Raw genomic sequence first — 22,194 nt, 5'->3', positions numbered from 1 at the left:
GCGCCCATATCACCCTTGCGCAAGGGGTAAAGCTGCCTATGCTGCGGTGAAACCAAAAGGTGCCGCAGTGCAGAATAACCCGCATACCACGCTCATCACGCCCAAAGCGCCCATCGCTGCCAATACCCATGGCGGGCGGGCGAAATGTCTGCAACGTCTGGTCCGGCTTGAGATGCCGGTGCCTCGCACGGTGGCGTTGTCCTTCGATGCAGTTCACCGCATTGCGGAAGGGCAGGTGCCGGATATCGCGGCGATTCTGGACCAGTTTGACGAAGACGCCCTGTTGTGCGTGCGGCCCAGTTCGGAAGATCCGGATTGGGGTGGTCCGGGGGCTATCCTGAATATTGGTATGAACGAAGCCCGATACGGCGATTTAGCGGAAAAGATGGGGTCCGAGGCCGCCGCAGCCTTGTCGCTGCGATTTGTGCAAAGCTATGCCATTCACGTGGCGCGTCTGGATGCCGACGTATTTGACGATATCGATACCGTCGGTATGGACGGATTGCGGGACAGTCTGCGCGCCTATGAAGATGAGACCGACGAGGCCTTTCCGCAGGATCGGGGCGAGCAGTTGGTGGGCGTCCTGCGCTCGATGGCGCGGGCATGGGACGGAACGTCGGCCCGGTTGCTGCGTCAGGCCAAAGGGGCCCCGGCAGATGCGGGGCTTGGGCTGGTCATTCAGGAAATGATCCCCGGCGTGGGGCAGGGTGAATGCGGCTCGGGCGTGTTGCAACTGGTTGATTCCACAACCGGAATGCCCCAGATCACGGGGCGGTATCTGAGCCAGAGTCAGGGGCGCGATGCGCTGGGCGAAGGTGTCTCGGCGCTGTATCTTGAGAAGGACCCGCGGGGGCAGTCGCTGGAAGAGGTGGCGCCTAAGGCTTTTGCCGACCTGAAGGCACAGGCCGCATTGATGCGCGAGAAGCTGCGCGAGGAAATGCAGGTCGAGTTCGTGATTGAAAACGGCCACGTGCACATTCTGGACGGTGTGCGTGTGCAGCGGTCCGCGCGTGCGGCGATGCGGATTGCCGTTCGGTTGGCCGAAGACGGGATCATCCCGCAGCAAGAGGCGGTAATGCGGGTTGATCCCCACGCGCTGAACGAGCTGCTGCACCGTCAGGTCCATCCCGAGGCCGAGCGTGATGTGCTGACCACGGCGATTGGCGCAAGCCCCGGAGCCTCGACCGGTAAGATCGTGTTTACCGCCGCCGAAGCGCAGGCCAGCGCGGCGCGGGGCGAGGCCTGTGTTCTGGTCCGCCGCGAAACCTCGCCCGAGGATGTGCGCGGGATGCACGCCGCCGTGGCCGTGCTGACCGAGAAGGGCGGCATGACCAGCCATGCGGCGGTGATCGGGCGTGGTCTGGGCCTGCCCTGTATCGTCGGCGCGTCCGACATCCGCTTTCAGACCAAGAAGAAAATGCTGACCGCCCCGGATGGGCGCGTGTTCAAAACCGGGGACGTGCTGACCATTGACGGAAGCTCGGGGCAGGTTCTGGCCGGGCAACCCGCGATGCTGGAAGCCGCTTTGGACGATTGTTTTCAAACGCTTATGGGCTGGGCCGACGCCGAGCGCGATATCGAGATACGCGCCAACGCCGATACGCCAGCCGATGCACAAACCGCCCGGAACTTTCAGGCGCAGGGCATTGGTCTGTGCCGGACCGAGCATATGTTCTTTGATCCCGGCCGTCTGATCGTGATGCGCGAGATGATCTTTGCGCAAACATCGTCCGGGCGTGAGGCTGTGCTGGAACGTCTGTTGCCCATGCAGCGCGAGGATTTCGTGCAACTGTTCCGCATCATGGAAGGTCAACCGGTCTGCATCCGCCTGTTCGACCCACCTTTGCACGAATTCCTGCCGACCACCCGCAGTGGCCAGCGCGAACTGGCCGAGGCGCTGGATTTGCCGGTCTCGGATGTGGAACGCCGGGTTGCTGCGATGACCGAATATAACCCGATGCTGGGCCTGCGCGGTGTGCGTCTGGGTGTGACCGTGCCCGAAATCTATGACATGCAGGCCCGCGCGATCTTTGAGGCGACGTTGGAGGCCAGCAAAAACGGCGCCCCCGTGGTGCCCGAGGTGATGATCCCATTGGTGTCGGCCAAGCGCGAGGTCGAACTGGTGAAATCCCGCATCGACTCGGTCGCGGCAGCGGTTGCGGCAGAGCAGGGGCAGGAGTTTGAATACCGTCTGGGCGTCATGGTGGAAACGCCGCGCGCCTGCCTGCGGGCCGAGGAAATCGCCCCCAGCACCGCCTTTTTGAGCTTCGGCACCAATGACTTAACCCAAATGACCTATGGACTGTCGCGTGACGACGCAGGGCGTTTCATGTCGGCTTATGTCCGTCAGGGTGTGTTCACCGAAGATCCGTTTCACGTGCTGGACCCCGATGGCGTGGGTGAATTGCTGAAACTCGGGGCCGAACGGGGGCGTCTGGCAAAACCCGATGTGACGCTTTCGGTGTGCGGCGAGCATGGCGGAAATCCCGAATCAATCGCGATTTGTCGGGACCTCGGCTTTGACTATGTGTCCTGTTCCCCCTTCCGAGTACCGGTCGCTCGGCTGGCTGCCGCTCAACTGGCGATTTCGTCCAGACTTGGGGGTTGACAGCGCCATTTAACCCAAGGATTAGTGGGTTTCAGGTGAACTTGTGGCGGAAAAAATCTTCCCCACGAGCGATTTTCCACTTGCTTTTCCTTCAGTTCTGGACGTTTGCGCCGGACTGCGCTAAATGCCTCGTCGCGCCCGCCGGGGGAGGGTTAGGCGCGAGAAGTGCCTGTGCGAGGTTATCTGATGCTACGTTACATAATGGCTGTTGCCACATTGGCGGCAACCGTGCTGCCAAGTGCGTCCTTCGCCGAGAGGGAAGCAACCGATTCCGCCAAGGAAGAACTTGTCGCCCGCAACGAATTGCCGGCGCAAAGTTTCCGTGACTATTTCAAACTGTTCCAGCCTCGGAAGCCGGCTGCGCCGGTCGAAGTTTCCTACTCGAAGGCCTGGCTGGATCAGCAACCCAAAGCAACCGGGGACGAGAACTGGAAGTGTCTGTCCGAGGCGCTGTACTTCGAAGCCCGCGGTGAAAGCGTGCGGGGACAGTTTGCCGTGGCTGAAGTGATCCTGAACCGGGTCAAAAGCAGCCGTTTCCCTGACAGCCTGTGCGGTGTGATCCGTCAGGGCACCGGGAAGAAATACCAGTGCCAGTTCACCTATACCTGCGATGGCCGCAAAGAGGTGATCCACGAAAAGAAAGCCTTTGAGCGTGTGTCGAAAGTCGCGCGGGCCGCGATGGACGGGATTGCAAAGGAACTGACCGAAGGCGCGACCCATTATCACACGACCGCGGTGCGCCCATCCTGGTCACGCGTCTACAAGCAGACCGCGCGGATCGGTGTGCACATCTTCTACCGCCACAACTATCGGACGGCGAGCAACTGATTGACGCACCCGCGCTGGAAGCTTGATGGCGCGGGGCGAGTTGCAGTCTATATTGCGGGCCAGGAGGCCCGTAATGCCATTCAACAGAAGACGATTTTTGCAAACCGCTGCGGCGGCTTCGCTTTTGCCGGCTGCGGTCAGGGCGAACGTCCCACATCTTGAGGCGCGTGTTACAAGTCAACAGCTTGCGCCTGTCGGGTTTCCTGAAACCGAAGTCTGGAGCTATGGAGGCTCGGTTCCGGGCGAGACGCTCAGATACAATCGGGGAACGCGCGTCCAGCAACGCTTTGTGAACAGACTTCCGCAGCCGAGTTCGGTTCATTGGCACGGAATTCGAATAGACAACGCGATGGACGGTGTACCGGGTTTGACGCAAGACGTCGTCGAAGCTGACGGGGCTTTCAAGTATGAATTCGTCGTCCCCGATGCGGGCACATATTGGTACCACGCCCATAACCGGTCGATGGAGCAGGTTGCCCGCGGGCTATACGGTCCCTTGATCGTTGATGAGGTCGTACCACCCGATGTCGATCAGGATCTGATCCTGATGCTGGATGACTGGCGGCTCGACCCGGAAACGGCTCAGATTGCCGACGATTTCAACAACGGCCACGACCTAAGCCATGCCGGACGCCTTGGAAACATTGTCACTGTTAACGGCTCGTTCGATCCGGCCTTTCCGGTGCGTCGAAACGAACGGCTCAGGCTCCGGCTGATCAATGCCTCGAACGCTCGGATCTACGATCTGGACTTGGATGGCCTTACGGGCTGGATTGTCGCTCTGGACGGGATGCCGCTGGAAGTGCCGCTTGCCCTGAGCGGGTCCTTCCCACTGGCCCCGGCGCAAAGGGCGGATTTGATCGTTGACGTTGTGGCTGATGGGCCGACCGCAAGCCTTGTAAGTGTTGAACGCGACGGGGCATTTGGATTGGCGCGTTTCGACATCGGCGGTCCGTCCGCCAACGCTCAACGGACGGACATAGTCGCGCTACCGCCTAATCCCCTGCCGGAAATCGCTGGGATTGACGATGCCCCGCTGCATCGAATGCGTCTGCAGGGCGGGGCTATGAGGTGGTTGGAAAGCGCTCGGATTGGTGAGACCGACCTGTCAGGGCGCGAGTTGGCGCAGTTGGGGCGGTTCTGGGCATTGAACGGATATGCCGAACGTCCGTCTGATCCTTTTCTCGATGCGTCTCTGGGTAGCCTTCACAGGATCGAGTTCGTGAACGAAACCGCATTCCCCCATGCGATGCACCTGCATGGCCACCACTTTCGGCTTGTTTTGGACGACGGCGCGTTGGGTCCGTGGCGCGATACGGTTTTGATCGAGAGGGGACAAACCCGTCAAATCGCGTTATTTGCCGATAATCCCGGTGATTGGCTGTTGCATTGCCATATGCTGGGACATGCCGCCGCGGGTATGATGAGTTGGTTTCGCGTCACCTGACGCCGCAATCAGCGGCTGGAATGGCGCTTGTGTGAGTGTTATAGCCCCTCGGACCGCCTAAATTAAGCGAACTGTTCTGCAAGCCCGAGAAGGCCTGACCCATGAGTTCTGAAATCCGCCTTGCCTTTGCGCACCCGTCCGAGCGGTCCGAGGCGACCTCGCCCCGGGGGCCGTTGGATCGCATCTCATTGCGTGACCACACTGTCGAGGTTGAAATTGGGGCCTTTCAGGCCGAGCGCGGCACGACGCAGCGCATCTGCTTTAACATCGTGGTCGAGGTGCGCCCGCTGACCTCGGATATTGACGACGATGTGGACCGTATCCTGTCCTATGACCGCGTGACCGAGGCCATCGCCTATGAACTGGCGGCTGAACGCCTGAACCTGCTTGAAACGCTCGCCGAGCGCGTGGCCGAGCGCATCCTGCTGGAACCTCAGGCCGTTCGGGTTTTCGTGCGGATCGAAAAGCTGGATCGGGGTCCCGGCGCGCTGGGGGTAGAGATCGTACGCGGCAAGGACGCCGTTCATCATGACGTTGTTGAAGAAGAACGCCCGCATCCGCGCCTTGTGTTCCTGTCCAATGACGCGATTGCGTCGGGCAATCTGAAAGGCTGGATCGATCAGCTGGAAAATCGTCAGCGCCCGCTGATCCTGTGCGTCGGGGCCTCGGATCTGGCTGCGCCGCAGACCGGCCATGCCATGACGCAGCGCCGGATCGATCTGCTGTCCATCGAACAAAACGCCTGGGTTCTGGCCGCGCGGGATCATCGCTGTGTCGTCGTCTCGACTCGGACCGAGCTGGATTGGGCCATGAAAAACGGCCAGATCTGCGTCTGGGCCCCGTCCAAGATCGTTCTGGATGCGGTGGACGGCCCATCCGCCGCGCCGTCGGACGCGGTTGCTCTGGCCGCGTGGTTTGCCGCGACGTTTGAAGCCAGTGAGATGATGGTGATCGGTGGCGAGCTGCCGAAAGAACCCAAGACGCCCCTGCGCGCCGTCGCCGTCGATCAGGCGCAATTGTGAGCCATTATTACCGACCGCTGGTTCAGCACGGCCCGGCCCGCCCGGATGGTGCAGTGTCTTTGGCCGGTCAGGCGTTGTGGTTCACACATGCGGAAGCCCTGTCGCGGTTGGATGCGCCCAAGGTCGTCCCGGCGGCTGAAATTCCAGCCGATGTTTTGCAACGCCTCAGCCGCCAGCGTGCAGCAATATCCGGTCTGGACATGGCGCAGCCGCATATCATGGGCATCCTGAACGCGACACCTGACAGCTTTTCGGATGGCGGCGTTCACAGCTCGGTCGAGGGTGCGCGGGCAGGGGCCGCTGACATGGTGGCGCAAGGCGCGACCATTCTGGACATTGGCGGAGAATCGACCCGCCCCGGTGCAGATTTTGTCCCAGAAGCGGAAGAGATCGCCCGCACGCGCCCGCTGATCGAAGCGATTCGGGCGGAAACGGAAGCCTTGATCTCAATCGACACCCGCAAGGCCGCAGTGGCCAAGGCCGCCTGCGCCGCCGGGGCAGGTTTGGTCAACGATGTCTCGGGCTTTACCTTCGATCCGGACCTCGCGCCGTTTTGCGCTGAATTGGGCGCGCCGGTTTGTATCATGCATATGCAAGGCGACCCGGCCACGATGCAGGACAATCCCGAATACGACAACGTTGTGCTGGATGTTTACGATTTCCTCGAAGGTCAGATCGCGCGGCTGGAAACACTGGGTCTGAGCCGCGATCTGATCATTGTCGACCCGGGTATCGGCTTTGGCAAAACCGAACAGCACAATCTGGACCTTCTGCGCAACCTCAGCCTGTTTCACGGGTTGTGCTGTCCGATCCTTCTGGGCGTGTCGCGCAAGGGGTTCATCGGGTCCATCGGGAAAGAGCCGCAAAAAACTGCGCGCGCTCCGGGATCAATTGCCCTTGCTCTGGACGGATTGTCCCAAGGTGTGCAGATCATTCGCGTGCATGACGTGGCCGAGACAGCTCAGGCCTTGCGTCTATGGGCTGCGGTCCGGTAATCCGGTCGCAAACATTTTTGTGAGGGGTAGAAGATGCGCAAGCTGTTCGGAACTGACGGTGTGCGGGGCACAGCCAATACACATCCGATGACAGCGGAAATGGCCTTGCGCATCGGGGCCGCCGTGGGGCGGTATTTCCGTCGCGATGCCTCGGGCGTGCACCGTGTGGTGATCGGTAAGGACACGCGCTTGTCGGGCTATATGCTGGAAAACGCGCTGACTGCTGGTTTGACTTCGACGGGGATGAACGTGCTGCTGCTGGGGCCGGTGCCAACGCCGGCCGTCGGGCTGATGACTCAGTCCATGCGCGCCGATCTGGGTGTGATGATATCGGCCAGTCATAACCCGGCGGAAGACAACGGCATCAAGTTCTTTGGGCCCGACGGTTTCAAGCTGTCCGATCAGGCCGAGTTGGAAATCGAACGGCTGATCGAGGAAGGCGTCAAACCCGCGCAAGCCCAGAATATCGGACGCGCGCGCCGCGTGGACGATGCGCGGTTCCGCTATGGCGAGCGGATCAAATCCTCGCTGCCCCGCGATGTGAAGCTGGATGGCCTGAAAGTCGTGATCGACTGCGCCAACGGTGCGGCGCACCGCACCGCGCCCGAGGTGTTGTGGGAAATGGGCGCCGAGGTCATCCCGGTCGGCGTCGCGCCGAACGGCAAGAACATCAACCTCAATTGCGGCTCGACCAAGCCTCAGCTTGCCGCCGAGACCGTGGTGGCGCACGGCGCGCATGTGGGGGTCTGTCTGGACGGGGATGCCGACCGCGTTGTGGTAATCGACGAAAACGGTGAGGTGGCTGATGGCGATCAGCTGATGGCTTTGCTGGCCTCGGCCTGGGCTGCATCCGGTCAGTTGAAAGGCGACGCGCTGGTTGCGACTGTCATGTCCAATCTCGGATTGGAGCGTCACCTGCAATCGCAAGGCCTGCGTCTGGAACGCACGGCCGTCGGCGACCGCTATGTGGTCGAACGGATGCGTGAAGGCGGATTCAATCTGGGCGGTGAGCAATCCGGCCATATCGTCATGAGCGACTACGCCACCACAGGTGATGGTTTGATGGCCGGGCTGCACTTTTTAGCCGAGATGGTTCTGTCCGGGCGATCAGCCTCGGATCTGGCGCAGCAATTCGAGACCGTGCCGCAGCTGTTGAAGAATGTCCGCTATGGCGAGGGGCAAATGCCGCTTGAAGCGCAAAGCGTCAAAGCTGCCATTGCCGATGCCGAGGCGCGCCTGAACGGGCAGGGCCGCTTGCTGATCCGAAAATCCGGCACGGAACCGTTGATCCGGGTGATGGCCGAGTGTGAGGATGACGCGCTGTTGTCTCAGGTCGTCGACAGCATTGTCTCCGAGGTCGAAGCCGCAACAGGCTAGCGCCCGGTCAGCAGTTTTCGCAGACTGAACCACTGGCTGATGGCCAGCCCGGCCAGAATCATGGCCAGTGCGATGAAGAAACGCAGGGGCAAGGCCTCGGACAGGATCCATGCGCCGAACACCATCGACCAGATTGGCACCTGATAATTGACCAGTGTCAGAAAGACCGACCCTGCGCTGCGAATGATCGATACACGCAGAAGCGTGGCAAAGGCGGTGGGCAACAGACCCAGGATGATGATTGCAAGGCCGGGTCGTGTGCCTTCCCATCTTGGTAGGCCTTCGGTCACCAGCATCAGCGGCACCAGGCACACTGCGCCGACGACCAGCGTCAGCGCGGCCAGCGTGACAGGGTCAATGGGCGGGCAACGTCGGGTGAAGATCGAGGCCACCGAGTAACACAGCGCCGCCCCGATACAGGCGAGTTGCGCCAACGGTTCGAACCCTTGGCCGATCTGGGTCAAGCCGGGACCGATTAGAACCAGAGCCCCGGCAAAGCCGAGCGACACTCCGAAAATGCGGCGCGCATTCATCGGCTCGTCGGAAAAGAAATGCGCCAGCGGCAGCACCATCAGCGGTATCGCTGCCATGGACAGGCCTGCAAAGGCCGAGGGCACGTATTGCTGGCCCCAACTGAGCATCATGAACGGAATTGCGGTCGACAACAGCCCGATGATGACGATTGCGCCCCATAGCGTGCGGTCCGGTCCGGGTATCCTGCGACCAGTGGCTGCCATCAGGCCCAGCAGGGTAACCGCACCCAGCGTTGTGCGCGCCGTTGCCACTGTGACAGGCCCATAGCCTTCCAGCGCCATGGCCACGACCATGAACGTACCACCCCATATGAGGCCGAGTGTCAGGACGCCGCTCCAGTCGCGGTAATCGGGTTCTTGCACCATAAACCCCGCATATCCTTTGATTTTGCCGATGTCACGCGCCCGAGATTGACAAAGCGTTAGTTTTTACTTACCGTAAGTAATGGCTTACCAAGATGCATTTACCGCGCTGGGCGACCCGACTCGCCGGAAAGTGTTCGAAGCGATTGCAGCCCGGCCCTGCGCGGTCGGGGCTCTGGCTGACACGCTACCTGTCAGCCGCCCGGCCGTGTCACAGCATCTGAAGGTTCTGACAGATGCGGGATTGGTCGGGTGCCGGTCGGAAGGGACGCGCCGGATTTACTTTGCCCAGCCTGACGGCTTGGCAGAAATGCGCGCCTGGTTGGATCGATATTGGTCGGATGTGCTGGACAGTTTTGCAGCTGAGATAAACCGGGAAGGGCGAGATACATGACTGATCCAATCGTCAAAACCGTGGTTGTGAACGCCGCGCCGGACCGTGCCTTTGAGGTTTTTGTGCACCGCATCGCAAGCTGGTGGCCGCTGGATGGTCACGCGGTGTCGGCCTCGAAGGGACAACCGGCGCTGGCCGTCACGATCGAGCCTTGGGTCGATGGCGCAGTGTTCGAAACGATGTATGACGGCGAAAGGGCCGATTGGGGCACGGTGTTGGAATATGAAGAGGGGAACCGCCTGGCCTTCACCTGGCATCCGGGCACCAACAAGGACACCCCCACGCGGGTTGATGTCGCGTTTGAAAGGGTCGGTGCGAACCAAACACGAGTGACCCTGACCCATTCCGGGTGGGAGGTCTGGGCCGAAGCCGCCGCGGACAAGCGAGGCGGTTACGATACGGGTTGGGATTTTGTGTTGGGCGAATGCTTCGTAACAGCATGCGCTGCATAGAAAAGGGCGGCCCGTTAAAGGCCGCCCCAGTGCTGATGGATATCAGACTTAGTTCTTTTCCTGATCGACCAGTTTGCCAGCCGAAATCCACGGCATCATGCCGCGCAGCTTGGCGCCGGTTTCTTCGATCAGGTGCTCGTCATTGGCGCGACGCGAAGCTTTCAGGGTCGGCTGGCCGACCTGATTTTCCAGCATGAAGTCGCGGACAAACTTGCCCTGCTGGATGTCGTTCAGAACCTCTTTCATCGCTTTCTTGGTCTGCTCGTAGGGCAGGATGCGCGGGCCGGTGACGTACTGGCCGTACTCGGCAGTGTTCGAGATCGAGTAATCCATGTTAGCGATGCCGCCTTCGTAGATCAGGTCAACGATCAGCTTCACCTCGTGCAGACACTCGAAATAGGCCATCTCGGGCGCATAGCCTGCTTCGACCAGGGTTTCAAAGCCGCAGCGGATCAGCTCAACCAGACCGCCGCACAGAACGGCCTGCTCACCGAACAGGTCGGTTTCGCACTCTTCGCGAAAGTTGGTTTCGATGATGCCCGAACGGCCGCCACCAATGGCCGAGCAGTAGGACAGGCCGATTTCCAGCGCTTTGCCGGTTGCGTCGGTGTCAACGGCCACCAGACAGGGCACGCCGCCGCCTTTGACGTATTCGCCACGCACGGTGTGGCCGGGGCCTTTGGGGGCCATCATGATGACGTCAACGCCTTCTTTCGGCTCGATCAGGCCAAAGTGAACGTTCAGGCCGTGGGCAAATGCAATGGCCGAACCGGGCTTGATGTTGTCATGCACGTATTTCTTGTAGGTCTCGGCCTGCAGTTCGTCGGGCATGGTGAACATGATGACGTCACACCAGGCTGCCGCTTCGGCGATGCCCATGACCTGCAAACCTTCGGCTTCGGCTTTCTTGGCCGAGGCAGAGCCTTCGCGCAGAGCGACGACCAGGTTTTTTGCGCCCGAGTCGCGCAGGTTCAGCGCGTGGGCGTGACCTTGCGAACCATAGCCCAGGATGGCCACTTTTTTGTCTTTGATCAGGTTGATGTCGCAATCGCGATCGTAATAGACGCGCATTTTGCCGGTCCTTTCTGTTTCGATTGCTGCGCTTTTACCCGGGTGTTTTGCGATTGGCGAGCGTATTGAAGTTGAGTATTTATAAAAAAGATGAAGAACTATTCTTCATTTGGCCGAATGATGAGAAATCTATGCTTGATGACCTCGACAGACGTATTCTGCGCCATTTTCAGGCTGATCCCAGCCTGTCCAACGCCGAACTGGCCGAGCGGTGCCGGATCACGCAAGGTGTTTGCTGGCGTCGTATCGAAAAGATGCAGGCCGCGGGGATCATCGAGGGGCAGGAGGCGGTGATAGACTGGGTTGCACTGGGTTATGCGGTCGAGGTGTCGCTGCGGGTCACATTGGACAAGACGCAGGCGCGCGCGTTTGACGAATTCACGGCTGCGGCGCGCGATGTGCCCGAAGTGATCGAGATCCAGACCTTTCTGGGCCGCGTGGATGTGCGGCTGTCGGTTCTGGCAAAGGACATGGCGCATTACCAGCAACTCTATCGCGACCGCATCCTGACCTTGCCGCATATCGCAGACATCGAAGCGCTGATGCATATCGCACGGGTCAAACGAGATGAGGTGCTGCCGGTATGATCGAGCTGGACGAAACAGACCGAAAGATCCTGCAGGCCTTGCGGCAGGATGCAACGCAAAGCGCCGGAGCGTTGGGGCGCAGGCTGGGGCTGTCGCAACCTGCCACATGGCGGCGGATCCGCAGGCTGGAAGAGGCGGGGGTCATCAAAGGCCGCCGTCTGCGCCTGAATGCCGAGGCATTGGGCTTTGGCGTCACTGTCTTTCTGGGCGTGAAGCTGGCGCGCAAGGGACAGGTCAGTCTGGAAGACTTCGAACGCGCTGTCAGCGCCATTCCCGAAGTGCAGACCGTCGAGCATGTGCTGGGGCTGTATGACTACCGTCTGCGCGTAGTGGCGCGTGACCTGTCCGATTTCGAACGGGTCCTGCGCCGACGGATCATGACGTTGCCCGGCGCGGGGGATGTCGAGGCCAATGTCTTGCTGAGCGAAGAACGCCTGCCCGGTCCGATAGGCTGATCGCGCCTAGTATTTCGTGCGAACGCAATAGCCGGGATGGTGGGTCATGCGGGCGAAGGTGATCGGGTTTTCATCCTTCCACGTCGTCCGCTCCATCTGGATCATCGAGGTTCCGGCGGTGGTGCCCATGAACTCGGCCAGACGACTGTCAGCGGAAATCGCGCAAAAGGCGACCTCGGCCTCGGTGAAGGGGGCAGCGTTCAGCAGCCATTCGTGGGGGCCGTGCGCGCTCAGATCGGCCTCTTCCACCTCGGGAACGGCTGCGATGTTGATCCACCGTTCCTCAAGCTGAAAGGGGCGGTTGTCGGCATAGTGCATGCAGATCACGTGCAGCACACGGGCCTCGGGCGAAACGCTGAGTTGCGAGGCCAGCCAACCGGGGCTGGGCACAACATTACGCTCGACCAGTGCATAGCGGTATGCGGCGTTCTGGTTTTCAATCATCTGCCGGGCCAGCGACAGTTCCAGCCTGGCGTGTTTACTGGGCTCTTTCTTGACCCGCGTTCCACTTTTGCGCTTGCGCTCGACAAAGCCCTGGTCGGCCAGTTCCCGCAGCGCGCGGTTCACGGTGGCCCGCGCGCAGTTGAATTCTTCGGCCAGCTGCGTTTCCGTCGGCAAAAGCGAGCCTTGTGGCCACACACGGCTTTCGATCCGTCGTTTCACTTCGTCACGAACGACCTGGAAGCTGATCCGCTTTTGGTGAGTCACGGGTTGAAATTTCCCTTCAAGCATAAAGTGTATGCATCTGTTCAGAAGCAAGTAGAAGTGTAAAGGGGAGGTGACTCTAATTGGCGTCATTTTTGATGTTTTCGAACCAGTTGGTCTAAATATTTCGGTTTTGTTTTTCGTGACGTAGGGTCACTTTCGTGGCAGTGTACGCCGGAATCAGACAGGGCACTTGGGCCTGGCTTTGGGGAACGACTTCTGGAAAGGAAACTGAATGCCTGCATTGCTGGAAACCGTGGACCGGGATGGTCTTGAAGAGTTCTCGGTTGTCTTCACCGACCGCTCTTTGAACCATATGTCGGCCAAGTTTCAAAAGGTTATGCGCGATGTCTCGAGCATGCTGCGCGAGGTCTATAATGCCGACGGTGTTGCCATCATTCCCGGCGGCGGAACTTACGGGATGGAGGCCGTGGCCCGTCAGTTCGCGCGTGGTGCCAACGTTCTGGTGGTGCGCAATGGGTGGTTCTCCTATCGCTGGAGCCAGATCATCGAAAGCGGCGCGCTGACCGGATCGGTTACCGTTCTGAAAGCGCGGGAAACCGGCAATACCAGCCCGTCCCCCTTTGCGCCCGCTCCGATTGAAGATGTGGTTGCTGCCATTCACGAGCAGCGCCCCAACGTGGTCTTCGCACCCCATGTCGAAACAGCGGCGGGCGTGATCCTGCCCGACGATTATGTGACCGCCATGGCAGCTGCCGCGCATGAGGTTGGTGCGTTGATGGTTCTGGATTGCATCGCATCAGGCTGCGCCTGGGTTGATATGAAGGCGACCGGCGTGGACGTGTTGATCTCGGCCCCGCAAAAGGGGTGGAGCGCGTCGCCCTGCGCGGGCCTCGTCATGCTGTCTGAGCGTGCCGAAGCGCGGTTGCAAGAGACCGAGTCCGACAGTTTTGCGGTCGATCTGAAGAAATGGCGTCAGATCATGCAGGCCTATGAGAACGGCGGCCATGCCTATCACGCGACCATGCCGACCGATGCCCTGACGGCGTTTCGCGACACGATGCTTGAGACGCAGGAATACGGGTTCGAGAAATTGCGCGACGCGCAATGGGCTTTGGGCAATGGCGTACGCGCGATGTTGAAGGAGAAGGGCGTTGTCTCGGTGGCCGCGGATGGTTTTGGCGCGCCGGGCGTTGTGGTCAGCTATACGGCTGATCCCGAGGTTCAGAATGGCAAGAAATTCGCCGCTTTGGGGATGCAGATCGCCGCTGGCGTGCCGTTGCAATGTGACGAACCTGCCGGGTTCAGCACGTTCCGCCTGGGGCTGTTCGGCCTCGACAAACTGTATGATGTGGACGGCACAATTGCGCGTCTGAAACGGGTGCTGGATCAGGTTCTGTGACCGGGTGGCGGGCTGAAGCCCGCCTTGCCGCTTAACGCACGCCGAGGCCCATTTGCATCAGCGTCTTGCGCACCGGTCCCATGGAGTAGAGCGCGTTCAGCCCCAAGGCGCGTGCATCGCGCAGCGGCCGCGCCTCAAGCATTGAGGTGCGGTTCAACAGGTCGATGCCTTTCACCCGCAGCTCGATCTCAGCATGGCGGGCCTTGTGGTAGGCATCCAGCATCTGTTCATCGCCCAACCCGTCAGGCCGGGCTTGTGCCAGGTCCAGAAGGGATCGCAGATCGCCCAAGGACATGTTCAGACCCTGCGCACCAATGGGCGGCACCACATGCGCGGCCTCGGCCATCAGGGCGATGCGTTCGCCTGACAGGCGCGCGGCCGATTGGCTGATGATCGGCCAGATCGTCCGGCGTGAGGCCAGTTTCAACGGCCCGAACAACCCGCAGGACCGCTCCGTCATCGCGGCCTCGAAGGCCTCGGTGTCGAGGTTCAGCAACTCCACCGCGCGCGGCCCGCGTTCCATCCACACGATGGCGGATGAGGGCTGACCCTGCCAGTCGGGCAGCGGTACCAATGTGAACGGCCCGCCAGACCGGTGGATCTCGGTCGAGACGTTTTCATGCGCAATTGGATGCGTTACCGCAAAAGCAAGCGCTTTCTGACCATAGCGCGTAGTGTGGACGGGTATCCCGGCAGCCTCGCGCATCGTAGAGTTTCGCCCATCGGCGGCGATGACCAGTTTGCACCGGATGCGGCTGCCGTCGCTTAGCCCAACGCGCGCCTCGGCGGTGCGGGTGAACAGGCTGACGGTGCCAGTGCCTGGGCGGAAATCGACATTGGGCAGCTCGGCCAGCCGCGCCACCATTTCGCGCCGCAGCAGCCAGTTGGGCAGGTTCCAGCCAAAGGGCTGTTCCGAAATGTCCGAGGCGTTGAAATCGCGCACAACGCGCGGTTCGGGGACGTCTCCGCCCGCATCGACGATGCGCATCACTTGCAGCGGGGCCGCGTGGGCATCAAGCCGGGCCCACAAACCACATTGGTCCAGCAACCCGCGTGAGGGTTGCAGGAAGGCGGTGGTCCGCAGGTCCGACCCATCGACGTCGCGTTCAGTGATCGGCGGGGTCGGATCAACGCAGATCACGTTGAACCCGGCGGTCCCAAAGGCGGCGGCGGCGGTCAGGCCAGCGATTCCGCCGCCGGAAATCAGGATGTCACAGCTGTCAGTCATGGCACTTGTCTCCGTTCCCGGCAGACCCTAGTGCGGTTCCCGCGCCTGCGCCAAGTGACATCCTGTCCCGTGTCCTATCCGCGTGAAATCAGGATCAGGATCAGAAACATCACCGGCACCATCATCACGGCAGGGATGTAGAGACCGGGCAGGCCGAACAGCAGCGCCGAACAGCCCCACATGCTGAAGATCGCGGCGGCCGTATAGCCCAAGTCCTCGGGCTCGCCATCGGCCACGTCGCGGGCCATCCAGCCAAACAAGGGGATTGCATAAAGCAGGCGTTGCCAAATCGGCAGGCGCTGCGGCATCAGGGTCGCGCTCATTGGGGTCTCCGTTCTGTTCGTCGCAGACGGGCATATATGGATGATTGTGCAGCTGCAGAATATGCAGATCGTCGCAGTGTGACAGCCTACCGCAGGCGGGCCAGGAATGCCGTTAGGTCATCCGTATGGTGGTGGATGTGATCGGCCTCATGCGGGTCCGGCGCGACGTGAACCGTGCGCATTCCCATCTCATGCGGCGCGGCCAGATTGCGGGGATCGTCCTCGAACATGGCGGCCTTTTCGGTCTGAATACCATCTTGCGAAAAGATCGCCTGAAAGGCCGCTTTTTCCGGCTTGGGGCGATAGCCTGCATGTTCGACACCATAGATGGCGTCAAACAGACCCGTCAGCCCGCGCGCCTCAAGCACCCGTTCCGCATAGGGGGCGCTGCCGTTGGTGTAGACGATCCGCCGACCGGGCAGGGCGCGGATATGGGCGGCAAGCTCGGCATCGGGGTCCATATGGCTCATGTCGACCTGATGGACCGCGTGCAAATAAGGGTCGGGGTCCAGATCATGTTCGGCCATCAGCCCGGCCAGAGTTGTACCGTATTCGCGCCAATAGTGGCTGCGCAGGCGGTCGGCCTCGGCCCGGTCCACGCCGATGGCCTGCACGACGTAATCGGTCATCAGCACCTCGATCTGGTCGAACAGGCGCATGTGCGGCGGATACAGGGTGTTGTCCAGATCGAACACCCATTGGGTGACGTGGCTAAAGGCAGGTTTGACCATGATGTCGGTGTAGGGCGCGAAAGCCGGGTTTTCAATGCTACACTTGATTGCGGCCCCCGGACACGGATAGACATGGCCGAACGAGGAGACACAACACCCCATGCCCCAATCCCGACAGTCCAACAAAGATGCCTACAGCCTGATTCTCGAAGCCATCGATGTGGGCGTCTACAAACCCGGTGACCGTCTGGTCGAAAGCGAACTGGCCGAGCGGTTCGGCGTGTCGCGCACCCCCATCCGCGAGGCGTTGCAGCGGCTGGAAACGCAATCGCTGCTGGAGCGGGACGGGCGGTCGCTGATTGTGGCGTCTTTGGACCACAACCAGATGGCCGAACTGTATGTCGTGCGGCGCGAGCTTGAGGGGCTGGCCGCACGTCTGGCCGCCAAACACGCGACCGAGGAAGAGATCCGCGTGCTGCAGGAAATGGTGGCCGAGGATGATGCGCTTGTCGATGATCCCTCGGCCCTATCGCGGGCAAACCGGCGGTTTCACGAGCAGATCCATCTGGCCTCGCACAACCGTTATCTGGTTCAGCAATTGGATCTGGTACATCGCACCATGGCCCTGATGGCAACCACGTCGCTGGCGGCGCAGGGGCGCAGCGAAATTGCGCAGAGCGAGCATAAGGGGATCGTCGAAGCCATTGCTGCACGTGACGAAGAAGCAGCCGGGCGGGCGCTGAAGGACCATATCTCGATTGCCTTCATGACCCGTCTCAAGCAGGACGCGGTGCGGCGCGAATCTTAACCTTCAGGCTTGCGGCAGGTCCTCTTCGGCCTGCCCATGCTGGGTTTTGTCCCAGAAGAACGGGCAGATCGCGAGCTCCCACAGGGCCTTGTAGGCGGCGAGGACGCCCAGCGGGAAGTAGAAGCACATCGTGGGCACAAACGGTAAAAGATGCCGACGTTCCCGGGCGGACACGGCCAGCATTGCGACGGCCATATTGATCAGCTCAGCCGCCAGAAACAACCAAAGCAGCGTGGTCATCACCGGTGCCGTCAGCAGGGTTTGCATCGGGTTGGGAAGTTGCAGCGCGGACAGCCAGAACATCCACAGGATCGGGGCCAGCAGGAACTGACCCAGCGTGCCCAGAAAGAACGCCTGCACGCCCGCGAACCTGAGCGCTCCCAATTCGCGATACAGGCCTACCGGGTTCCGCATATGCACCAGATAGGTGACCATGAACCCTTTCAGCCAACGCGAGCGTTGTTTCACCCAAGGCCAGGCGCGAAAGTTGGCCTCTTCATAGGTGGTGGTCTCGACCATCTCGGTCCGGTATCCCGCGCGGCTGAGGCGTACGCCCAGATCGGCATCCTCGGTGACGTTATGCGCGTCCCATCCGCCCAGTTCGATGAGCTTGTCACGGCGGAAGAAAAAGGTGGTTCCGCCCAATGGCACCACCAGCCCAAGGCGCGCGATGCCCTGCAGGATCACCCGAAACCAAGAGTTGTATTCGATGGTGAAGCAGCGCGAACGCCAGTTGGTGCGCGGGTTGTAGTAATCCAGCATACCTTGCAGACAGACCACATCCGGCGGGGCCTGAGTGAAATGCTGCACCACCCGCTCAATCTGATCTGGCTCGGGTGCATCTTCGGCATCCCAGACCCCCAGAATATCGCCCCGGCAGAAATCCAGCGCATAGTTCATTGCACGCGGCTTGGTTGTCAGCCCGTTCAGTGCGGGCACCTCGACGGTGCGAATCCAGCTTGGAAGGTCGGCTTTCTCGACGGTTTCGCGGGTGACGTCATCGCGTTCCTCCAGCACCAAAATCACGTCCAGAAGGGCTTTGGGATAGGTCAGCCGTTGCAGCCGTTTGATTAGGGCGCCTGCGATCTCACGCTCCTTATACAAGGGCACCATGATCGACACGCAAGGCTGTCGCAGCGAAACGGGCGTGCAACCGGGATCGGTTTTGGGTGGTTTGATTATCCGCAGCACAAAGGCCAGCGCGCCTGAGAGTCGTAAGGTCATGAACAGGATCAGGGTTGCGACGGCTGCAATCAGCAGGGCGGCAAGTCCAAGCTGGGGAAGGGCCGCAAAAAACGCCATCAGCCCCAGAACCAGAACCGCAGGGCCAATGCGCGACCGGGGTGTCCAGGTGCGGCAGCTTTGCGCCTCATCCACACGGGTCTCGGCGGCCTCGGCCAGAACCTGCGAGAATTGACGGGCAATCGCGCGATCAATCTGATCCGGTGCGGCCAGAACGGGAAGGACGGCGTAGGGGCAATCCTGCATCTCGGCAGTGACGGTCGGGAAGCGATCAGGGCGTGCAGTGGCAACCAACAGCAGCGGGTCGGCGCGCATCCATGGTATGACGTTATGGGCCAGCCAGAATTCAACCGGCTTGAAATCGCACAAGCCGGGTGCGGGCGGGATCTGGTCCAGATCGGCGATTTGCCATCCGCTTTGCACGGACAGGGCGGTCAGGACATCCGCGCGGCTGACCCAGCCTTCGCCAACCAGAATTTCGCCCAGCGGGGCCTTTTGCTGGGATTGCAGATGCAGCGCCTGGTCCAACTGCTCCCACGAAATCGCACCTTGTTCGATCAGGCAGGTGCCCAACGGTTTGCGTTGCCCTTGAGGGGGGATCGGGGCGGCAGTGGTAAAATCCTGAAGATTCAATTCAACCATTAAAAAACCCTGACGCAGTGACCTGCCGTCAGGGTTGATCAATCTAGGTTAACAGCGGGTTAACCCCGGGCTTTGCGCCAGTTACGCCTGCGTTTTTCTGTCCGCCATGGCGGCTGCGAAGCGTTCGAACAGATAGAAGCTGTCCTGTGGGCCGGGCGAAGCCTCGGGGTGGTATTGCACCGAATAGACCGGTCGGTCCGTCATGCGGATACCGCAGTTCGAGCCGTCAAACAGCGAGCGATGGGTCTCGACCACACCGTCGGGCAGGGTCTCGGCATCGACGGCGAAACCGTGGTTCATCGAGGTGATCTCGACCTTACCGGTTTCCAGATCTTTCACCGGGTGGTTTGCACCGTGGTGGCCGTGGTTCATCTTGATGGTCTGACCACCCAGCGCCAGCGCCAGCATCTGGTGGCCGAGGCAGATGCCAAAGACGGGCAGTTCGGTGCTGTTCAGGATCTCTTTGATCATCGGCACGGCATATTCGCCGGTTGCCGCCGGGTCGCCGGGACCATTGGACAGGAACACGCCGTCAGGCTCGTGCGCCAGAACTTCGGCAGCGGTCGCGGTGGCGGGCAGAACGGTCACGTCACAACCAGCCGAGGCCAGGCAGCGCAGGATGTTGCGTTTCGCACCATAATCCAGCGCCACGACCTTGTGTTGGGGTGCCTTCTGCGGCGCGTACCCCTCGGGCCAGGCCCACCGCATCTCGTCCCAGCGGTAGCTTTGGGCACAGGTGACGTCCTTGGCCAGATCCATGCCTTCCAGCCCGGCAAAGCCACGCGCAGCGGCAACCAGCGCGGCGATATCGAAATTACCCTCGGGGTCATGCGCCAGCGCCACATGCGGCGCGCCCTGTTGGCGGATGGCGCGGGTCAGGCGGCGGGTATCGATGCCGCCAATCGCGATACGGCCGCGACGTTCCAGCCATGTTTTCAACTCTTCGGCCGAGCGCCAGTTCGACGGCTCGGTCGGGTCCCATTTGACCACCATGCCTGCGGCCACCGGATCGCCGGTTTCGTCATCTTCGGGGTTCACGCCCACATTGCCGATATGGGGGAAGGTGAAGGTGACGATCTGCCCGGCATAAGAGGGGTCAGTCATGATTTCCTGGTACCCGGTCATCGCGGTGTTAAAGCACAGCTCGGCCACTGTCTGGCCGGTTGCGCCGAAGCCTGTGCCGTAAAACAGCGTTCCGTCGGCCAATGCCAGACATGCGGTGGGCTTGGACGGGGCGTTCTGGGCCATGGCGCAACTCTCCTACAGGGTAAATCGGCGCATACCTAAGGGGGTTAACCGCTTTGGTCAAGTGTGTTCAAATTTTCGGCTATTGTTGTTTTTCAATGGGTTAGCTATGTCCGTGCCCTGTTGTGTCACGCTTTTTGTTTAGATATGTTCGGGGTTCCGTTGTCATGGGGATGGACAAACCAAATGGACATGCGATCACGGGTGAACACCGCCCTGAAGCAAGCAATGAAAGACAAAGCGGCCGAGCGTCTGTCGACCTTGCGCCTGATCAACGCTGCGATCAAAGACCGGGATATTGCGTCCCGTGCTTCCGAGAACGAAGAGGCGAAAGGCTGTGGCGATGCTGAGGTTCTTGAAATCCTTGGCAAAATGACCAAGCAGCGCAAGGAAAGCGCGCGCGCCTATGAAGAAGGCGGACGCCTGGACCTGGCCGAGCGTGAAATGCGCGAAGTTGCGATCATCGAGGAATTCCTGCCCAAACAGCTGGACGACGATGAGGTGACGAAGGCGATTCAGACCGCGATCACAGCCACCGGCGCGGGTTCGATCCGCGATATGGGCAAGGTGATGGGTGAGTTGAAGACCCGCTATACCGGCCAGATGGATTTCGGCAAGGTAGGTCCGATGGTCAAAGACCATCTGTGTGCCGCATCGAACGGCGGTTGCTGACCCCTGTTGGCAACGCTCACTGCGCGGCAGAACCGCGCAGCCGTTGCACCAGATCGTCATAGAGGGTGATGCGCTCATCCTCGGACAGGAACGCGCCAATCTCGACTTCGCGCCCGTCTCCGATCAGGGTGACGTAATGCGGCACAGGCCCGCCCTTTTCGTGCATTTCGGGTCGTGCCCAGTAGCGGTTACAGGACCATTCCTGTGCCTGTCTGCCCGGTGTTTGGTGGATCAACCGGGCCTGGTTTCCGTCCAGCGTCAGAACTTCCCAAACACTGCGGGCGCGGTAGTTCGATTGAATGGCCAGCCATAGGCCCAGAACGGTCAGCAGCAAGAACGGCAGCAAACCCCACAAGATGACCGATCCCAGCATCGCCAGTATCGGGATCAGGCCAAACAGGAAGACAGACAGGATCACAATCATCGCCCCACGTGGCGGTAATGAGTTATGCGGCCACAGGCGCAGTTCCTGTTCGGTGTCCGAGGCTTGATTCCATTGATACGGCATGGCCGAAACCTAGCGCAGTCTGCGGTCGTGTCTAAGGTTTATTGTCACACAACATGCCCGACACGAGCCCAGGACAAGGCGTCATCCAACCTGTCGTCGCCCCAGAAAACCTCATCACTTACGACAAAGCTTGGGGCTCCAAATACGCCCAGCCTTGTGGCCTGCTCGGTTTGCGCATCCAGCGCGGCGATGCAGTCCGGGCTGCGGGCGCGGGACAGGATCAGGCGCGGGTCCTGCTGACAGCGCAGCAAGGCCTCGGACAATGCGGTTTCGCTGCCGCCCTCGACGCCTTCTTCAAACCAGATACGATACAGGTTTTGCGTAAACTCCTTGCCCCAATCCTCTTGCATACCCAGCAGTGCCACCTGATTGGCCAACCCAAGGTTCGAGATCGGGTAGGGGGCCGGCAGGTTGGCGTGGATGCGGTACTTGGCCGCCCGGCGTTCAATGTCGCGCCACATATAGGCGGATTTGACCGGCTTGCCCGCAAAGGGAATGTTCTGCTGCGCCGACATGATCGTGCGCACGTTGAACGGGCGCCAATTCACGGTCGCATTGGTTTCCGCGCACCAGTCGTCCAGCCTCATGACGGTGAGAAAGCTGTAGGTGCTGCCAATCGAGTACCAAAAGTCGATTTCGGGCATCTGAACCCCCA

23 protein-coding genes are annotated in these 22,194 nt (G+C 60.8%); 13 read left to right on the top strand and 10 right to left on the bottom strand.

Features of this window, described 5'->3' with window-relative positions:
- Positions 1-46: 46 nt before the first annotated feature.
- The 6 genes from ACR0AC_RS00970 (at position 47) to glmM (ending at position 8,277) form a co-directional block, all read left to right on the top strand.
- Positions 47-2,608 (top strand): pyruvate, phosphate dikinase, encoded by a 2,562-nt coding sequence (locus ACR0AC_RS00970; RefSeq protein ID WP_170517883.1) that lies wholly within the window; start codon positions 47-49, stop codon positions 2,606-2,608.
- 186 nt (positions 2,609-2,794) lie between these two features.
- Positions 2,795-3,436, top strand: coding sequence for a cell wall hydrolase (locus tag ACR0AC_RS00965; RefSeq protein ID WP_480871666.1), 642 nt, complete (start codon positions 2,795-2,797; stop codon positions 3,434-3,436).
- 25 nt (positions 3,437-3,461) lie between these two features.
- Positions 3,462-4,883, top strand: a complete 1,422-nt coding sequence (locus ACR0AC_RS00960) for a multicopper oxidase family protein (protein WP_480871665.1) — start codon at positions 3,462-3,464, stop codon at positions 4,881-4,883.
- Positions 4,884-4,984: 101 nt separating this feature from the next.
- Complete coding sequence (locus tag ACR0AC_RS00955) at positions 4,985-5,905, top strand: dihydroneopterin aldolase (RefSeq protein ID WP_170517894.1); 921 nt, start codon at positions 4,985-4,987, stop codon at positions 5,903-5,905.
- Positions 5,902-6,900, top strand: a complete 999-nt coding sequence (folP, locus tag ACR0AC_RS00950; protein ID WP_480871664.1) for a dihydropteroate synthase — start codon at positions 5,902-5,904, stop codon at positions 6,898-6,900. The genes ACR0AC_RS00955 and folP overlap by 4 nt, the downstream gene beginning before the upstream one ends.
- A 33-nt stretch (positions 6,901-6,933) precedes the next feature.
- Positions 6,934-8,277: a phosphoglucosamine mutase gene (gene glmM / locus ACR0AC_RS00945; RefSeq protein ID WP_170517900.1), complete on the top strand. Its 1,344-nt coding sequence runs from the start codon at positions 6,934-6,936 to the stop codon at positions 8,275-8,277.
- Here the strand turns inward: glmM and ACR0AC_RS00940 are convergent.
- A complete protein-coding gene (locus ACR0AC_RS00940) occupies positions 8,274-9,176 on the bottom strand; it encodes a DMT family transporter (RefSeq protein WP_170517903.1) in 903 nt (300 codons plus the stop codon). The genes glmM and ACR0AC_RS00940 overlap by 4 nt on opposite strands.
- 79 nt (positions 9,177-9,255) lie before the next feature.
- Here ACR0AC_RS00940 and ACR0AC_RS00935 point away from each other — a divergent pair, with 79 nt between their 5' ends.
- Complete coding sequence (locus ACR0AC_RS00935; RefSeq protein WP_480871663.1) at positions 9,256-9,567, top strand: ArsR/SmtB family transcription factor; 312 nt, start codon at positions 9,256-9,258, stop codon at positions 9,565-9,567.
- Complete coding sequence (locus tag ACR0AC_RS00930; protein WP_170517907.1) at positions 9,564-10,019, top strand: SRPBCC domain-containing protein; 456 nt, start codon at positions 9,564-9,566, stop codon at positions 10,017-10,019. Before ACR0AC_RS00935 ends, ACR0AC_RS00930 begins: the two co-directional genes overlap by 4 nt.
- Before the next feature lie 48 nt (positions 10,020-10,067).
- On the opposite strand, the gene ilvC is transcribed toward ACR0AC_RS00930, so the two are convergent.
- Positions 10,068-11,090, bottom strand: a complete 1,023-nt coding sequence (gene ilvC / locus ACR0AC_RS00925) for a ketol-acid reductoisomerase (protein WP_170451439.1) — start codon at positions 11,088-11,090, stop codon at positions 10,068-10,070.
- Between the two features lie 131 nt (positions 11,091-11,221).
- Here ilvC and ACR0AC_RS00920 point away from each other — a divergent pair, with 131 nt between their 5' ends.
- Positions 11,222-11,677 (top strand): Lrp/AsnC family transcriptional regulator, encoded by a 456-nt coding sequence (locus ACR0AC_RS00920; protein ID WP_170621614.1) that lies wholly within the window; start codon positions 11,222-11,224, stop codon positions 11,675-11,677.
- Entirely contained in the window at positions 11,674-12,132 is a 459-nt protein-coding gene (locus tag ACR0AC_RS00915; protein ID WP_170621615.1) for an Lrp/AsnC family transcriptional regulator, read from the top strand. Before ACR0AC_RS00920 ends, ACR0AC_RS00915 begins: the two co-directional genes overlap by 4 nt.
- A 6-nt stretch (positions 12,133-12,138) precedes the next feature.
- Here ACR0AC_RS00915 and ACR0AC_RS00910 read toward each other — a convergent pair whose 3' ends face one another.
- Positions 12,139-12,840: a GntR family transcriptional regulator gene (locus tag ACR0AC_RS00910; RefSeq protein WP_480708042.1), complete on the bottom strand. Its 702-nt coding sequence runs from the start codon at positions 12,838-12,840 to the stop codon at positions 12,139-12,141.
- 232 nt (positions 12,841-13,072) lie between these two features.
- On the opposite strand from ACR0AC_RS00910, the gene ACR0AC_RS00905 reads away from it, so the two are divergent.
- Positions 13,073-14,200 (top strand): aminotransferase class V-fold PLP-dependent enzyme, encoded by a 1,128-nt coding sequence (locus ACR0AC_RS00905; RefSeq protein ID WP_480625877.1) that lies wholly within the window; start codon positions 13,073-13,075, stop codon positions 14,198-14,200.
- 31 nt (positions 14,201-14,231) lie between these two features.
- Here ACR0AC_RS00905 and ACR0AC_RS00900 read toward each other — a convergent pair whose 3' ends face one another.
- The 3 genes from ACR0AC_RS00900 to ACR0AC_RS00890 all read right to left on the bottom strand — a co-directional run bounded on the left by ACR0AC_RS00900 (position 14,232) and on the right by ACR0AC_RS00890 (position 16,482).
- Entirely contained in the window at positions 14,232-15,428 is a 1,197-nt protein-coding gene (locus ACR0AC_RS00900; RefSeq protein ID WP_480780443.1) for a UbiH/UbiF family hydroxylase, read from the bottom strand.
- Between the two features lie 74 nt (positions 15,429-15,502).
- Positions 15,503-15,751: a hypothetical protein gene (locus ACR0AC_RS00895; RefSeq protein WP_170451428.1), complete on the bottom strand. Its 249-nt coding sequence runs from the start codon at positions 15,749-15,751 to the stop codon at positions 15,503-15,505.
- Positions 15,752-15,837: 86 nt separating this feature from the next.
- Positions 15,838-16,482, bottom strand: coding sequence for a pyrimidine 5'-nucleotidase (locus ACR0AC_RS00890; RefSeq protein WP_170451426.1), 645 nt, complete (start codon positions 16,480-16,482; stop codon positions 15,838-15,840).
- Positions 16,483-16,582: 100 nt separating this feature from the next.
- Between ACR0AC_RS00890 and ACR0AC_RS00885 the strand changes: the two genes are divergently transcribed.
- On the top strand, positions 16,583-17,230 hold the full coding sequence (locus tag ACR0AC_RS00885) for a GntR family transcriptional regulator (RefSeq protein ID WP_170451424.1): 648 nt from the start codon (positions 16,583-16,585) through the stop codon (positions 17,228-17,230).
- Between the two features lie 3 nt (positions 17,231-17,233).
- Here ACR0AC_RS00885 and ACR0AC_RS00880 read toward each other — a convergent pair whose 3' ends face one another.
- The gene (locus ACR0AC_RS00880) at positions 17,234-19,114 is read right to left on the bottom strand and encodes a glycosyltransferase (RefSeq protein ID WP_480871662.1); all 1,881 of its coding nucleotides are present in this window, start codon (positions 19,112-19,114) and stop codon (positions 17,234-17,236) included.
- Between the two features lie 81 nt (positions 19,115-19,195).
- Positions 19,196-20,362, bottom strand: a complete 1,167-nt coding sequence (gene carA / locus ACR0AC_RS00875; protein ID WP_480625880.1) for a glutamine-hydrolyzing carbamoyl-phosphate synthase small subunit — start codon at positions 20,360-20,362, stop codon at positions 19,196-19,198.
- Between the two features lie 183 nt (positions 20,363-20,545).
- Between carA and ACR0AC_RS00870 the strand changes: the two genes are divergently transcribed.
- Positions 20,546-21,031 carry a GatB/YqeY domain-containing protein gene (locus ACR0AC_RS00870; protein WP_170517930.1) on the top strand — a complete coding sequence of 162 codons (486 nt, stop codon included), beginning with the start codon at positions 20,546-20,548 and terminating at the stop codon, positions 21,029-21,031.
- A 16-nt stretch (positions 21,032-21,047) separates the two neighbouring features.
- Here the strand turns inward: ACR0AC_RS00870 and ACR0AC_RS00865 are convergent, their stop codons facing one another.
- Both ACR0AC_RS00865 and ACR0AC_RS00860 read right to left on the bottom strand, forming a co-directional pair.
- Positions 21,048-21,539: a DUF2244 domain-containing protein gene (locus ACR0AC_RS00865; protein WP_480871661.1), complete on the bottom strand. Its 492-nt coding sequence runs from the start codon at positions 21,537-21,539 to the stop codon at positions 21,048-21,050.
- Between the two features lie 44 nt (positions 21,540-21,583).
- Complete coding sequence (locus ACR0AC_RS00860; protein ID WP_170451414.1) at positions 21,584-22,183, bottom strand: 2-hydroxychromene-2-carboxylate isomerase; 600 nt, start codon at positions 22,181-22,183, stop codon at positions 21,584-21,586.
- Positions 22,184-22,194: the final 11 nt, after the last annotated feature.

Source organism: Ruegeria sp. H7, from assembly GCF_056532945.1.
Note: the sequence above shows the minus strand (reverse complement) of the source record. Positions and strands in the feature narration are given on the sequence as shown.